11 protein-coding genes are annotated in these 11743 nt (G+C 70.5%); 4 read left to right on the top strand and 7 right to left on the bottom strand.

Annotated elements, in window-relative coordinates; translation table 11 throughout:
- Positions 1-628: 628 nt before the first annotated feature.
- Positions 629-1843 carry an HNH endonuclease signature motif containing protein gene (locus WMR31_RS21995; RefSeq protein ID WP_340541085.1) on the top strand — a complete coding sequence of 405 codons (1215 nt, stop codon included), beginning with the start codon at positions 629-631 and terminating at the stop codon, positions 1841-1843.
- 27 nt (positions 1844-1870) lie between these two features.
- Here WMR31_RS21995 and WMR31_RS22000 read toward each other — a convergent pair whose 3' ends face one another.
- The 7 genes from WMR31_RS22000 to WMR31_RS22030 form a co-directional block, all read right to left on the bottom strand.
- Positions 1871-2584, bottom strand: coding sequence for a hypothetical protein (locus tag WMR31_RS22000; protein WP_340541086.1), 714 nt, complete (start codon positions 2582-2584; stop codon positions 1871-1873).
- Between the two features lie 33 nt (positions 2585-2617).
- Positions 2618-5035 (bottom strand): DNA helicase PcrA, encoded by a 2418-nt coding sequence (pcrA, locus tag WMR31_RS22005; protein WP_340541087.1) that lies wholly within the window; start codon positions 5033-5035, stop codon positions 2618-2620.
- A gap of 60 nt (positions 5036-5095) precedes the next feature.
- The gene (locus tag WMR31_RS22010) at positions 5096-5452 is read right to left on the bottom strand and encodes a hypothetical protein (protein ID WP_340541088.1); all 357 of its coding nucleotides are present in this window, start codon (positions 5450-5452) and stop codon (positions 5096-5098) included.
- 28 nt (positions 5453-5480) lie between these two features.
- Complete coding sequence (locus tag WMR31_RS22015) at positions 5481-6566, bottom strand: hypothetical protein (RefSeq protein WP_340541089.1); 1086 nt, start codon at positions 6564-6566, stop codon at positions 5481-5483.
- A gap of 1 nt (position 6567) precedes the next feature.
- Positions 6568-7104, bottom strand: a complete 537-nt coding sequence (locus WMR31_RS22020; RefSeq protein WP_340541090.1) for a hypothetical protein — start codon at positions 7102-7104, stop codon at positions 6568-6570.
- Between the two features lie 119 nt (positions 7105-7223).
- On the bottom strand, positions 7224-7910 hold the full coding sequence (locus WMR31_RS22025; RefSeq protein WP_340541091.1) for a LuxR C-terminal-related transcriptional regulator: 687 nt from the start codon (positions 7908-7910) through the stop codon (positions 7224-7226).
- Complete coding sequence (locus WMR31_RS22030; protein ID WP_340541092.1) at positions 7903-9252, bottom strand: ATP-binding protein; 1350 nt, start codon at positions 9250-9252, stop codon at positions 7903-7905. Before WMR31_RS22030 ends, WMR31_RS22025 begins: the two co-directional genes overlap by 8 nt.
- 145 nt (positions 9253-9397) lie before the next feature.
- Between WMR31_RS22030 and WMR31_RS22035 the strand changes: the two genes are divergently transcribed.
- From WMR31_RS22035 to WMR31_RS22045, 3 genes are read left to right on the top strand one after another with little or no spacing between them, the layout of a single operon-like run.
- Positions 9398-10606 carry a PspC domain-containing protein gene (locus WMR31_RS22035; RefSeq protein WP_340541093.1) on the top strand — a complete coding sequence of 403 codons (1209 nt, stop codon included), beginning with the start codon at positions 9398-9400 and terminating at the stop codon, positions 10604-10606.
- Entirely contained in the window at positions 10603-10938 is a 336-nt protein-coding gene (locus WMR31_RS22040) for a hypothetical protein (protein WP_340541094.1), read from the top strand. The genes WMR31_RS22035 and WMR31_RS22040 overlap by 4 nt, the downstream gene beginning before the upstream one ends.
- Positions 10935-11492 (top strand): YbaK/EbsC family protein, encoded by a 558-nt coding sequence (locus WMR31_RS22045; protein ID WP_340541095.1) that lies wholly within the window; start codon positions 10935-10937, stop codon positions 11490-11492. The genes WMR31_RS22040 and WMR31_RS22045 overlap by 4 nt, the downstream gene beginning before the upstream one ends.
- The last annotated feature ends 251 nt before the right edge of the window (positions 11493-11743 follow it).

Below are 11743 nucleotides of genomic sequence, written 5' to 3' on the forward strand. Positions count from 1 at the left end.
ACAGAGGAGAACCAGCCGGTCCACCCTGCCAGCCAGCCCCAGGCCAGCCACCACCAACCCTCACAGCAAGCGAGCGCCGCCGCCGGAGGTTGAGCAAGCGAGCGCCAGCGAGCGCCGACGAAACCCCGGCGGCGGACTGCGAGATTGTGGTCGGTGGGTCGGCGCGCATGGGTGCCGACTCGGCCGGGTGGTGGGGTGGCCGCGCGCGTAGTCGACCGACACCCGCCGTCAAGGATCGCCTTCGGCGCCCGCTTCGCGGCGGACTTCGTCCGTCCTTGACTGCGGGTCCCGGTCGGTCGACTCATCCGGCGCGCTGCCGGCACGGGCTCCGCCCGCGCCGCCGCCTGCGCGGCCACCCCTGCTCGGTCCGCCGTCGCCGACTCGCTCGCGCCCGATTCGCGCGGCTCGCGTTTCCGGGGTCGGTTGCGAGGTTTCGTCGGCGCGGTCCGCGCTCGTCCCTCACGCGCACCGCTTGCTCAACCTCCGAAGAATCGCCCCGCCGCCGGAGGTTGAGCAAGCGAGCGCCAGCGAGCGCCGACGAAACCCCGGCACCCCTCACTGCCGAACTTCCCACGAAGACGGACTAGAACATACTAGCGAATATCCGCCGGACGAGGTAGAATCAGGCATGGCCGCCACCACCGACACCGAACCCGGGCACCCGCTCGCGGTACTGGTCGCGCGGTTCAAGAAAGACCTCGCCGGCCACGTCGACACCCCGCTGTGGAACCTCGACGCCGACGACACCGCTGCGCTGTTGGTCGACCTGGCCGAGGTCGCCGCCAGCCTCGCCGAGCTCGAGGCCCGAGCGGTGACCCAGGCCGAAGCGTTGGACCTGCCCGGCACGATCGGCGCCCGCTCGACCAGCGCGTGGCTGCGGCGGCTGGTCCCGATCACCCCCGGCCACGCGCACCGCACCACCCGCCTCGCCCACGAGCTCACCACCCACGAACCGACCCGACAAGCTGCCGCCGAGGGAAGGGTCCTTCCGGACCAAGCCGCGGTGATCGTCGCGGCGGTCGACGAACTCGACCCCGAACACCGCGACCTCGCCGAGAAGCACCTCATCGCAGAAGCCACCCATCACGACGCGAAAGCCTTGAAGATCCTCGGCCGCCGCATCCTCGAGGTCATCGACCCCGCCCGCGCCGACGCACACGAAGCCCGACTACTCGAAGCCGAAGAAGCCCGCGCCCGGAAACACACGACGTTCTCGATGTACGACGACGACCAAGGCCTCACCCACGGCCGCTTCACCCTCCCCGCCGCCCAAGGCTCGATGCTCCGCAAAGCCCTCACCGCCCTCGCCGCCCCCAAACACGTCCGCGCCACCGACGGCGCCGGCACCTACGACCACGCCAAGCCCACCCCACAAAGACTCGGCCAGGCCTTCTGCGAGTACGTGGAGCGGTTCCCCACCGACCGACTGCCCAAGGCCGGCGGACTCAACGCCACCGTCATCGTCACCATGACCCTCGACACCCTCCTCGGCGGACTCGAAGCCGCGCACCTCGACACCGGGGCAGGCCTCTCACCCGGACAGGCCCGACGCCTCGCCTGTGAGGCCGGGATCATCCCCGCCGTCCTCGGCAGCAACAGCGAAGTCCTCGACCTCGGCCGCACCCGCCGCTTCCACACCCCCGCCCAACGCCTCGCAATCGGCCTCGAACAACAGCACTGCCAAACCCCCGGCTGCGACACCCCCGCCGCCTACTGCCACACCCACCACGCCCACTCATGGCAGCAAGGAGGCGACACCAACACCCGAGACGCCCGACTCCACTGCCCCTTCCACCACCACCAGCTCCACGCCACCGGACAAGCCCATCCGATGCGGACGTAGGTCGGCGGATCCGCAGAGAGATTGAGTTCAGAGGATCGAGTGGGATGTCCCCTCGTGATCGACGACCTCGACCACCGCGTCGCCATCCGCTGGAACGATGAATCTGAGTCGATCTCTGCCGTGAGCGTCCCGCAAGACCAGGCGCACGGAGCCGTCGTTCTCACGAGCCAGACGCATGCGTGACCGGCCTCGCCCGTCGGCGTCGCCGAAGTATCGGTCGTGCACCTGTCGGCGCCCTTCCTCATCCTGGCCATCGGTCTCGGCGACCAGGTCGGCGATCGACCACGCCGGCTGGTCGGCGAACTCCAGGAACTTCTGTGATGCGCCGCCCTCTTGGTACAGCCCGAGCCGGAAGCTCTCGTTCTGCTCGAAGTCGTCGAACGCCAGGTAGCCCGTCTGCTGAGCGGCGTCTGTGCCGCGAGTGCCGGCGAACTGCAACCCACCGCACTCGGTCCCCTCATCGTTGACGAAGAGGATGCCCGCGCTTGGGTGTCGTCCGGGATGCTCGATGAGCTCGCCACGGAGCGGCATCGTCTTTCCGTGAGTCGAGTTTCCGATGACGATCCGAAGCGACCCGTCGTCCTCGACGACGTTGATCCGTTTCACCGTCAACTCGTCCACAACCATCGGCGCAACCGAGACTTCGGCAGCATCAGCGGCGGCTTCGGCCAGTGCCAGCGCCCGAGTCGCCGCGGCGTAGGCGCTGCGAGCCGCGGTGAGTGCGTCTTCAAGTTCGGCCATGGGCCATTATCGGCCGCTGCGGACCGGCACCCCTCAGAGCTTCTCCACCGGGGCGTACCGGAGCAGCAGGCGCTTGACTCCCTCGGAGCCGAAGTCGATGGAGGCGACCGCCTTCTCGCCGGCGCCCTCGAGCGCGACGACGGTGCCCATGCCGAAGGAGTCGTGGAGGACGCGGTCGCCGGGTTCGAGGCTGGGGATCTCGCGGGCCTGCTTGGCCTTGGTGGCGGCGTCGGCGCGGGCCGCGGCGGCGGAGAAGTTGCGGCGGCCGGCTGCGGTGGGTGAGCCGAAGCCGGTGGAGGCCGGGGACGACGAGGCGAGGTCGGGGCGCCCCCAGCGCGTCTGGGCGGCCTCGGTGCGGCGCCAGTCGACCAGGTCGACCGGCAGCTCGTCGAGGAAGCGACTGGCGGGGTTGTGGGACGGCGCGCCCCAGGCCGAGCGGACCACGGCGCGGGAGACGAACAGGCGCTCGCGGGCGCGGGTGATGCCGACGTAGGCCAACCGGCGCTCCTCCTCCAGCTCCGTGCGGTCGCCCAGCGAGCGGCCGTGCGGGAAGACGCCGTCCTCGAGGCCGGTGAGGAAGACCGTGGGGAACTCCAGGCCCTTGGCCGTGTGCAGCGTCATCAGCGTGACGACGCCCTGATCGTCGTCGTCGTCGGGGATCTGGTCGGTGTCGGCGACCAGCGCGACCCGCTCGAGGAAGTCGGGCAGGCCCGGCGTCACCAGATCGGCGTCGACGTCGGCGGGGTCGGCCGAGGGTGCTGCGACCGGGTCCTCGGAGAACTCGCGGGCCACGGCCACGAGCTCGCCGAGGTTCTCCACGCGGGTGGCGTCCTGGGGGTCGTCGGAGGCCTCGAGCTCGGCGAGGTAGCCGGTGCGGTCGAGCACCGAGTCGAGGACGACGTCGGGCCGCTCCCCCGCATCGACCATCGACTGCAGCTCGGTGACCAAGCCCACGAAGCCGCGGATGTTGGACCGTGAGCGGGTGGCCAGGCCGGGCGCCTCGTCGGCGCGCTGAAGGGCCTCCCAGAAGGTGATCCGCTCGCGCTCGGACAGCGCGTTCACCGACTCCACAGCGCGATCTCCGATGCCGCGCTTGGGCACGTTGAGGATCCGGCGCAGCGAGACCGAGTCGTCGGGGTTGACCAGCATCCGCAGGTAGGCCAGCGCGTCGCGCACCTCGCGCCGCTCGTAGAAGCGCACCCCGCCGACCACCTTGTACGGCATGCCGGTGCGGATGAACACCTCCTCCAGCACCCGCGACTGCGCGTTGGTGCGATAGAAGACCGCGACGTCGCCGGGCCGATGGCCGGCGTCGGTGAGCTTGTCGATCTCGTCGCTGACGAACCGGGCCTCGTCGCGCTCGTCGTCGGCGACGTAGCCGACGATCCGGTCGCCGTCGCCGGCCTCGGACCACAGCCGCTTCTCCTTGCGGCCCTGGTTGTTGCCGATGACGCCGTTGGCGGCGGTCAGGATGGTCTGGGTGGAGCGGTAGTTCTGCTCCAGCAGGATCGAGGTGGCGTCGGGAAAGTCCTGCTCGAAGTCGAGGATGTTGCGGATGTTTGCGCCGCGGAAGGCGTAGATCGACTGGTCGGCATCGCCGACGACCATCAGCTCGGCCGGCTCGACCCGCTCGCCGTCGGTGAGCTCGGGGTCGTCGGCGCACAGCTGGTGGATCAGCGCGTACTGCGCGTGGTTGGTGTCCTGGTACTCATCGACCAGCACGTGGCGGAACCGCCGCCGGTAGGTCTCGCGGACGTCGGGGAAGGCCTGCATCAGGTGGACGGTGGTCATGATGAGGTCGTCGAAGTCGAGCGCGTTGGCCTCGCGCAGCCGCCGCTGATAGAGCGAGTAGGCCTTCGCGTAGGTCTCCTCCAGATGGTTCTGCGCGTCCTTGGCGACCTCCTCGTCGTCGCGCAGCTCGTTCTTGTGGTTGCTCACCCAGTGCAGCACCGGTCCCGGCTGGAAGCGACGCGGATCGAGGTCGAGGTCCTTGAGCACCAGGCTCATCAGCCGCTTCTGGTCCTGGGCGTCGTAGATCGAGAAGCTCGACTTGTAGCCGAGCTTGTCGATCTCCTTGCGCAGGATCCGCACACACGCGGCGTGGAACGTGCTGACCCACATCAGGCGGGCACGCTTGCCGACGAGGTCCTCGACGCGCTCCTTCATCTCCGCGGCGGCCTTGTTGGTGAAGGTGATCGCCAGGATCGAGCCGGGATGCGCTTTGCGCTCGGAGATCAGCCAGGCGATGCGCCGGGTGAGCACGCGGGTCTTGCCCGAGCCGGCGCCGGCCACCACCAGAAGAGGTGCGCCGGCATGCTGGACGGCGGCGCGCTGCGGCTCGTTGAGCCCCGTCAGGAGCTCGTCAGCGGTGGGGCCGCGGCGGGTCGTGCGGGCCTCGTCGGGGGCGATGCCCTCGACGCCGAGACCTTCGAGGAACGGCTGCGCATTCATACTGGCTCCAGCCTACGGGCGAGAGCGGACAGCTCACGCCGTCCGGATCGAGCCTGTGGATCAGGCGTGCACGGAGGACCAGAAGACCGCGACGGCGACGTTGAGCACCGACAGCACGAGGAGCCCCAGCCACAGGCCCTGAGGGATGCTGGGCTTGCGCAGGTTCGCCATCACCAGCACGAGGACCACCAGCCCGATCACCGCCTTGACGGCGACCTTCGCGTGGTTGACGTCGCCGTCCATGCCCTCGAGGACGCCGACCAGCGCCAGCCCGGCGATGAATGCCGTGCCGGCGCCGTCGCGCATCGCGCCGTTGACCTTCTTCTCCTTGTCACCGGCCTGGGCCAGCAGGCCGCCGATGAGCGCCGCGAAGCCGAGGATGTGGAGGAACAGGAAGATGAGGCGCAGCGTCTCCATGCCACCAGACCCTAGTAGTACCGCGCCGTCAGGACTCCAACGGGTGAGTCCACTCCGGCGCCCGAGCCCCGTCGCCGACCTTGACCGGGTAGAAGGACTCGCCGAGCCCGTCGATGTCGGCGACCGCCGCCGTCGACTGCTCTGCCATGTCGGCCAGCTTCTCGTCGCACTTGACCCGGTAGTCCTCGTGCAGGGTGGTGGTGAGGCCGGTCCAGATCTCCTCGGCGGTCTGCACGGTGAACTTGGCCGGGAGCGTCAGCTCGACATCGACGCCGAACAGGTTGAGTGCGGCATCTGCGGCCTCGATCGCGTCCACGGCCTTGTCGCGGACGTCGGAGACCACCGGGATGAAGTCGATGATCTCGTCGCCGAGCTTCACGATGTCGGCGACGAGCGGGTTGATCTCCCCGGTCGTGCTCTGCGGGTTGCCCTGGGTCTCGGCCCACGCCACCAGTTGCTTGTGCAGGTTGTCGTCGACCTCCTTGAGGAAGCTGTTGAGCCCCGTCTGGGTCTCCAGCACCAGCGCGCAGGCCGAGGCCCACCAGGCGATCGCGTGCTTCACGTAGTCGGCGTAGGTCTGGACCTGGTCGTGGAGCTGGGTGGCGAAGGAGCCGAAGGCGTCGCTGCTGCCGCCGACCCAGTCGGCGAGGTCGAGACCGCCCTCGGCCCAGTTCGGGGGCACCGAGCGATTGAGGTTGTCCCGCAGTGACTTGAGCTCCTCGGTCAGCTCGGTGAGGGAGTCCTTGTCGGGTCGGATCAAGGAGGCGCAGATCTGGTTGAGGTACTCCGAGAGGCTGGAGGCCCAGGCGCGGCCGTTCGCCCAGACCTCGGCCGCGGCGGCGTCGACCTGCGCGTGCGCCGCCCGCTCGTTCGCGATCGCGTCGTCGTAGTCGGCGCCATCGGCAGAGGGCATGCCGTGATACAGGAACTGGACCATGTACTCCCACTCGGCAGGGGTCGAGACATAGGTCAGGTACCCGTAGCGCGGAGTGTTCCCGAGCTCGACCTGCCAGGCCTGCCACCACTCCCGCACCAGCTCGTTGCCGCGCAGGATGCCGAGCTTGTACTCGATCTTGCTGCACAGGGAGTAGAACTCCCCCAGGTCGAAGGCCACCTCAGCTCACCCCCGGCAGGTCGGTCAGGTCGTCGACGTCGTCCTGCGCGTCGTCGAGGTCTTCGTTCAGGTCGTCGAGCTCGTCCTGGGGTGTCTGGTAGTCCGGCACCGCCGTGTAGTCGTCGCCGTCACCCTCGTCGAGGAGGCTGTCCTCGTCGGTCGTGGGTGGGACCGTCGCCTGCGTGACCTGTCCGGTCGTCAGCGACTTGTCGAGGCCGTTGAACGCGTCCTGCGCGGTCTGGTCGCGGGCGACGAAGTCGTCGGCGACGTAGACGAGACCGGCGGCGACGTCGTTCATCGTGCTCACGGCCTGGACCAGCGCATTGTTCACCCGTGAGCAGACCGCCATCGCGTTCTGGGTGATCGCGGGATCGCCGAGCTGCGCGGCGCGGGAGTTCATCGTGTCGATCGCGGCGCTGAGCCGCGAGGCCGCACCGGAGAGCGCCTCGGCCTGGTCGGGCATCGTGATCCTCCCTACCCGGTAGAGGGCCTCGATGTCGGCGTAGATCTCGTCGGTCTCTTCTGGGGTGTAACCCATCACTGCTCCTGCGTCGGCGGCTGCGTGCCCGACGACCTCCCCAGCGAGGACGACCAGAGTCGGGCTCGCGAGTGAACAGCGGGTGAAGCGTCAGCGACCAGCCCCGGCGAGTCGGCGCCTCACAGCAGCCGGCGGTCCGATGCCCAGCGGGTGAGCTCGTGGCGCGAGGACAGCTGGAGCTTCCGCAGCACCGAGGACATGTGGGTCTCGACGGTCTTGATGGAGATGAACAGCTCCTTGGCCACCTCCTTGTAGGCGTAGCCGCGGGCGATCAGCCGCATCACCTCACGCTCACGCTCGGTGAGCCGGTCGAGATCCTCGTCGACGGCCGCGACCTCGATCGAGCCGGCGAAGGCGTCGAGCACGAAGCCGGCCAGACGGGGAGAGAACACCGCGTCGCCCTCGGAGACCCGCTTGATGGCCGCGACCAGCTCGGGTCCGGTGATCGTCTTGGTGACGTATCCGCGGGCGCCGCCGCGGATAGTGCCGATCACGTCCTCGGCGGCGTCGCTCACCGACAAGGCGAGGAAGCGGGTCTGTGGAGCCTGGGAGCGTCGCATGACCTCGACTCCCCCGCCGCCCGGGAGGTGGACGTCGAGGAGCACCACGTCGGGGCGGTGCGCCTCGACGGCGGCGACCGCCTGATCGACGTCGGCCGCCTCGGCCAGCACCTCGACCTGGCCGGCACCGGCGGCGACCAGCTCGGCCCGCACACCCCCGCGGAACATCGCGTGGTCGTCGACGATCACCACGGTGACCGGTGTGGCCCCCTCCGCCTGGGCCGCCGCCGGGGCTGATTCAGTCATCGCTCTCCTCCTGCTCGCGGGGCAGGTGCAACCGGACCTCGGTGCCCTCCCCGGCGGTCGAGCGGATCTCGCCCGACCCACCGTGCCGCTCCATGCGGCCGATGATGCTGTGCCGGACGCCGTAGCGGTCCTCGGGCACGCCGTCGAGGTCGAATCCGGCACCCCGATCGCGCACGAAGACGTCGACGGCGCCGGAGGTGATCTCGGCGTACACGTCGACCCGGTCGACGCCGGCATGCTTGGCCGCATTGGTGATCGACTCGCGGGTCGCGGCCACGATGGGCCGCAGCTGCTCGGTGAGGTCGGCCTCGCCGACGGTGACGACGTCGACCGCGATGCCGTGGGCGTCCTCGACCTCGGCGGCCGCGGCGCGCAGTGCGCTGCCGACGGTGCTGTCGTCCTGCGACTCGCTGGAGTAAAGCCAGGCCCGCAGCTCGCGCTCCTGGGAGCGGGCGAGCCGCGCCACCGTCGCGCTGTCGGCCGCGTTCTTCTGGATGAGGGCGAGGGTCTGGAGCACCGAGTCGTGCAGGTGCGCGGCGACGTCGGCGCGCTCCTGGGTGCGGACCCGCTCGGCCCGCTCGTCCGAGAGCTCGATGGCCAGCCGCCACACCCACGGACCCACCACGACACCGATGCCGACGATGGCGATCGCGACGACGAGGGCGATGCCGTAGGCGCCGTCGAGCCCGCCGAGGGTGCCCCCGTTGAGCCCGGCGAGCGCGAACGCTCCGACGAGCAGGAGCAGCCCGGCGCCGATCCGGGCGACCGCCGGCCAGCCGGCGCTGCCGAACACGATGCGCAACGGGTTCACGCGGCCGTGCGGGTCGAACCACCGCTCACGCTGTGCCTCGTCGGCTTGACGCCACAGCAGCGCGAGGCCGACGGCGGCGATGATGAGCGGCCAGAACACGACCCTGGTACCGAAGATCGCCTGGACGGTGAAGAGAGCCGCCACGCCCAGGACGCCGAGGACGATGACCGGCCCCATGTCGACCAGGCGGCGCGCCTGCGCCGGACGGCGTCCGTCGCGGGTGGCGCCCTCGAGGCCCGGTGCGTCGGGCGCGAACTTCGACTCGGCGGGGAGCGCAGCCCAGAAGACGGCGTAGAGGACCAGCCCCAAGCCGCTGAGAGCGGTGCTCACCACGAAGGCCAGGCGCATCCACAGCACGGGCAGGCCGAGGTGGCGCGCCAGGCCGGCAGCCACCCCGCCGATCATCGAGTCGTGCAGGTCGCGGGTCGCGCGGCGCCGGCCACGCTCATCACGCGGCCCGGGCAGCGACCGCGGACCGGCGGCGCCGTGCGACGTCCCGTGCGGGAGCGCGCTCTGGGTCGGTGTGCTCATGGTCCCTCCATCGTCACACAACGCCGACGTGCGCCCCATGAGGTGAATCCCCGGCCCGACCCTGAGACGCGGACGCCTCAGGGATGCTGAAGGATCAGGGGCGTCCCCGATGGTGCGAGGCGCCTCGCTCGACCACGCTGGAGCCATGAGTACGAACCACCCCGACGCAGCCCAGGCACCGGGCCCGCACGGCCCCGGCGTCCCCCCTCCTCCGCCGCCCGGAGACCACCATGGCTTCGGTATCGACGACCTCGCCCGCCTCCGGCGCAGCGACACGGATCGAAAGGTCGCCGGCGTCGCCGGAGGTATCGCCGAGTACTTCGACATCGACCCGGTCATTCCCCGGGTGATGTTCGCCGTGCTCGCGTTCTTCGGTGGAGCCGGCCTCCTGCTGTACGGCGTGATGTGGCTGATCGTCCCCGACCGGAGCACCGGCGAGGCCACCGTCCGGCTCGACAACCGCAGCCGCACCGTCGCCCTGGTCATCGCCGGGGTCCTCGCCTCCCTGGCCCTCCTCGGCGACAGCCTCGGAGGGTGGGGACTCCCGTGGCCGGTCGCGGTCATCGGGTTGATCCTGCTGGTCGTGATGCTCGCCCGGGGCCGCGAGCCGCGGCTCCACCCGCTGCTGCGGGACTCCACCCCCGGTCAGCCCACGCCGGGCCAGCCGGCGCCGGACCAGGCCCCCTCCTACGCGGCCGGGCAGCCCACCGCGACCGCTCCGGGCTACAAGCCGCCCGCCCCCAGCCGACGACGCCGCGGCCCGATCCTGTTCCCCTACGCGCTCGCCCTGATCGCGCTGGCCTGCGGGGTGCTCGGTATCGCCGACGTCGCCGGCGCCTCCATCGCCGACTCCGCCTACCCGGCCGTCGCCCTCGGGATCACCGCGGCGATGCTGCTCGTCGGCGCGTTCTGGGGCCGCCCCGGGGGCCTGATCCTCCTCGGCTTCCTCGCCACCTTCGCCACCGCGGGCGTCACCGCCTCGGATGAGTTCGACGCCGGCCGGATCAGCGACACACCCACCTCGGCAGCGGGCGTCGACGGCAGCTACGACCTCAGCTTCGGTGAGATCGAGCTCGACCTCACCCATGTCGCCGACGTCGAGAACCTCGACGGCCGCGTGATCGACCTGGAGGTGTGGGGCGGACGGGTCGACGTCACCGTCCCCGAGGGGACCGACGTCGTGGTCGTCACCGACCTCGCCGCCGGCGACCGGTGGATCTTCGGCGACCAGTTCGGCGACACCGGGCGTCGCACGACCACCTACGACGCCGGCCCGGACGCGCCGGAGCTTCGCATCAACGTGGATGTGACCTTCGGCGAGATCGAGATCAACCGAGTAGGAGCCTCCCGATGAACGACCAGCAGACCCAGCCTCTCGCCGAGCACGAGACCGATCTGCAGCCCGGCTTCCTCGCCTCGGGACGCCACCCCCTCAGCGTCGGCTACCTGGTGATGGGTGTGGCGTTCGCCGGCCTGCTCCTGGTGTGGGCGCTCATCGTGGGCCACGTCGTCGAGGGGGACGACATCCGCTGGCTGATGCCGGTGCCGTGGGTGCTGGCCGGCGTGGCCGGCCTGATCGGCCTGATCACCGCCGAGCGTCGCCGTGCCGGCGCCCAGCGCCGCCAGTGGGCCGAGGCCAGTGCCCAGCCGACCGACACGACCGGACCCGACATCATGGAGCCGTGACCTCTCCTGCCAGTCCGTCCCTCGGGCGCATCACCACCGTGCCCGCCCTCGACCGCCCCGACCTGCTCGCCGCACCCGTGGCCTCCGCCCTGGCGCGGTGGGAGCAGGCCGGGGCGGTCGGCGTCGTGGAGATCGACCCCGACGTCGCCGACACCGCGGCGATGGCCGAGGCCTACGACCTCGGCATGGACACCGGCGCGAACTGCGTGGTGGTCGCGGGGCGTCGGGCCGGCGAGGAGCGGATCGCCGCCTGCCTGGTGCGCGCCGACACCCGCGCCGACGTCAACGGCCTGGTGAAGCGTCTGCTCGACGTCCGCAAGTGCTCGTTCCTGGGCATGGACCGCGCGGTCGAGGAGTCGGGCATGGAGTACGGCGGCATCACCCCGGTCGGTCTCCCGGAGTCCTGGCGCCTGCTCGTCGATGCGCGCGTCGTCGGCATCGACGTCGCCGTCATCGGGTCCGGTCTGCGCCGCTCCAAGCTCCTCGCCACCGGTTCGGTACTGGGCGAACTCCCCCGCGCCGAGGTGATCGAGGGTCTCGCCCTCGGAGGTTGAGCAAGCCCGCGGCGCAGGAACGAAGCCGCGACGTCGAGACGAAACCCGCCAGCGTCCGGAGGTTGAGCAAGCCGGGAGGGCGAGGAACGAGCCCGACCGGCGCCGACGAAACCTCGCAACCGACCTCGCGAACCCTGGCAAGGACGGTTGCCGGGGTTTCGTCGGCGCTCGCTGGCTGTTCTATACCGCGAGGTTGGTGACACCGGGGGTGCGGGTGACTGGGGGTCTTCCGGCTAGTGCGGTGTGGGGTC

Origin of the sequence: Nocardioides epinepheli, from assembly GCF_037936805.1 — a bacterium.
Classification (GTDB): domain Bacteria; phylum Actinomycetota; class Actinomycetes; order Propionibacteriales; family Nocardioidaceae; genus Nocardioides.

Excerpts from the sequence above, each read along its gene's own strand:
- WMR31_RS22040 (WP_340541094.1), top strand. The coding sequence starts at position 10,603 with ATGAACGACCAGCAGACCCAGCCTCTCGCCGAGCACGAGACCGATCTG.
- WMR31_RS22010 (WP_340541088.1), bottom strand. The coding sequence starts at position 5,452 with ATGGAGACGCTGCGCCTCATCTTCCTGTTCCTCCACATCCTCGGCTTC.
- pcrA (WP_340541087.1), bottom strand. The coding sequence starts at position 5,035 with ATGAATGCGCAGCCGTTCCTCGAAGGTCTCGGCGTCGAGGGCATCGCC.
- WMR31_RS22000 (WP_340541086.1), bottom strand. The coding sequence starts at position 2,584 with ATGGCCGAACTTGAAGACGCACTCACCGCGGCTCGCAGCGCCTACGCC.
- WMR31_RS22025 (WP_340541091.1), bottom strand. The coding sequence starts at position 7,910 with ATGACTGAATCAGCCCCGGCGGCGGCCCAGGCGGAGGGGGCCACACCG.
- WMR31_RS22030 (WP_340541092.1), bottom strand. The coding sequence starts at position 9,252 with ATGAGCACACCGACCCAGAGCGCGCTCCCGCACGGGACGTCGCACGGC.
- WMR31_RS22020 (WP_340541090.1), bottom strand. The coding sequence starts at position 7,104 with ATGGGTTACACCCCAGAAGAGACCGACGAGATCTACGCCGACATCGAG.
- WMR31_RS22035 (WP_340541093.1), top strand. The coding sequence starts at position 9,398 with ATGAGTACGAACCACCCCGACGCAGCCCAGGCACCGGGCCCGCACGGC.
- WMR31_RS21995 (WP_340541085.1), top strand. The coding sequence starts at position 629 with ATGGCCGCCACCACCGACACCGAACCCGGGCACCCGCTCGCGGTACTG.